3 protein-coding genes are annotated in these 2050 nt (G+C 50.4%); all 3 read left to right on the top strand.

What is annotated here, in order from left to right; genetic code table 11:
* A partial coding sequence (gene rpsT / locus ACTHUT_RS18935; protein ID WP_440418686.1) for a 30S ribosomal protein S20 occupies nucleotides 1-167 on the top strand: 167 nt, incomplete at its 5' end.
* Between the two features lie 168 nt (nucleotides 168-335).
* Complete coding sequence (locus tag ACTHUT_RS18930; RefSeq protein WP_250601269.1) at nucleotides 336-1475, top strand: phospholipase A; 1140 nt, start codon at nucleotides 336-338, stop codon at nucleotides 1473-1475.
* Between the two features lie 151 nt (nucleotides 1476-1626).
* Nucleotides 1627-2050 (top strand): DUF502 domain-containing protein (locus ACTHUT_RS18925; protein ID WP_440419403.1); only part of this gene is annotated, 424 nt, incomplete at its 3' end.

The raw sequence follows: 2050 nt of genomic DNA, 5'->3' as shown, positions 1-2050 counted from the left end.
AAAAAGTGTTGAAAGCAGTTGAAGCCGGCGACAAAGCTGCTGCTCAAGCAGTTTACCAAGAATCCGTTAAAGTCATCGACCGTATCGCTGACAAAGGCGTATTCCACAAAAACAAAGCAGCCCGTCATAAAAGCCGTCTGTCTGCTAAAGTAAAAGCTTTGGCTTAATACTGACGCAGATGCCGGAAATCCTGACAATCAAAGCAGGATAATCGAGCTGATACGATGCCCCTGAGGTCTTGCCTTTCAGGGGCATTGCCGTATTCACACTTCAAACCGACTAAATAAAACCATTTACCCTTTCATCAGGCCGTCTGAAAAACAACGGAAACTCTTATGAACAAGATGTTGAAACATTCCCTAAGTATCGGATTCATTGCCGCCGCCCCACTGGCCGCCGCCGATACCGCCCTACACTGCACCACCATTCAAGACAATGCCATCCGTTTGGCGTGTTACGACAACATCTACTCGGCGCAACTCCCCCCTCAATCCCCACTGCCACAAGCGCAAACCGAAACCGCCAAAACACCGGTTGACCTCGAACAAAGCGTCCGCAAGAGCATTGAGAAAAAAGAAGCGGCCATCGTATTCGACAACCCTACCCATCCGAATATTTCAGACGACGTATTAAGCGAAACTGCCGACAGCTACACGCCTTTAAGCCTGATGTACGATTTGGATAAAAACGACATACGCGGCCTGTTGAGCGTACGCGAGCACAACCCTATGTACCTCATGCCCGTTTGGTACAACAGCAGCCCCAACTACTACCCGGAATCCCCCAGTCGCGGCGTAACCACGCAGGAAAAATTCAGCGAGCAGAAACGCCTCGAAACCAAAATGCAGGTTTCCTTCAAAAGCAAAATTGCCGAAGATTTATTCAAAACCCGTGCCGACGTATGGTTTGGCTATACCCAAAAATCCGACTGGCAAATCTTTAACCAAGGCCGCAAATCCGCACCGTTCCGCAATACCGACTACGAGCCCGAAATCTTCATTACCCAACCCGTTAAAGCAGACCTGCCTTTCGGCGGCAAACTGCGCATGGTTGGCGCAGGTTTTGTTCACCAGTCCAACGGTCAAAGCCGCCCGGAATCCCGCTCATGGAACCGGGTTTACGCCATGGCCGGCATGGAATGGGGCAAGCTGACCGTTATTCCTAGAGTTTGGATGCGCGCCTTCGACCAAAAAGGAGACGACGACGACAATCCGGACATCAACAAATACATGGGCTACAGCGACTTGAAAGTCCAATACCGCCTCAATGATAAACAAAATGTTTATTCCGTCCTGCGTTACAACCCGAAAAGCGGACGCGGTGCCGTTGAAGCTGCTTATACCTTCCCAATTAAAGGCAAACTCAAAGGCGTTGTCCGCGGTTTCCACGGCTACGGCGAAAGCCTGATTGACTACAACCACAAACAAAACGGCATTGGCTTCGGCCTGATGTTCAACGACTGGGACGGAATCTAATTCCCCCATATTGTTTCAGACGGCCTGTGCAATCAAGGTGGCCGTCTGAAATAATAAAACAAAACAAGCCATTCGTTTAAAATACTCGTTTCCTAGCGCCCAAACGCGTATAATGCAAAGTTTGGGCAAAACTTGCCGGAATGAAACAAAGATGACAGAAGCCGCAGCCGAAAGCGGAAAAATCGCCAAGGCTTTAAAGAAATACCTGATTACAGGCGTACTGGTTTGGTTGCCGATTGCCGTAACCATCTGGGCGATGACCTACATTATATCCGCCGCCGACAGGCTGATCAGCCTATTGCCGGAAAGCTGGCAGCCCCAGCATTTCTGGGGATTCAACATACCCGGTTTGGGCATTGTTGCCGCCACCGTTGTCTTGTTCGTTACCGGCGTATTTGCCGCCAACGTTTTAGGCAGACGGATTCTCGGCGCATGGGACAGCCTTTTGGGACGCATTCCCGTCGTCAAATCCATCTACTCCAGCGTTAAAAAAGTTTCCGAATCCCTGCTCTCCGACAGCAGCCGCTCGTTCAAAACCCCCGTACTGGTTCCCTTTCCGCAACCGGGCATTTGGA

The sequence above is a fragment of the Neisseria sp. P0022.S010 genome (genome assembly GCF_051956635.1).
Note: the sequence above shows the minus strand (reverse complement) of the source record. Positions and strands in the feature narration are given on the sequence as shown.

What these genes read in the sequence shown, in the direction of transcription:
- ACTHUT_RS18930 (WP_250601269.1), top strand. Translation starts at nt 336, where the DNA reads ATGAACAAGATGTTGAAACATTCCCTAAGTATCGGATTCATTGCCGCC.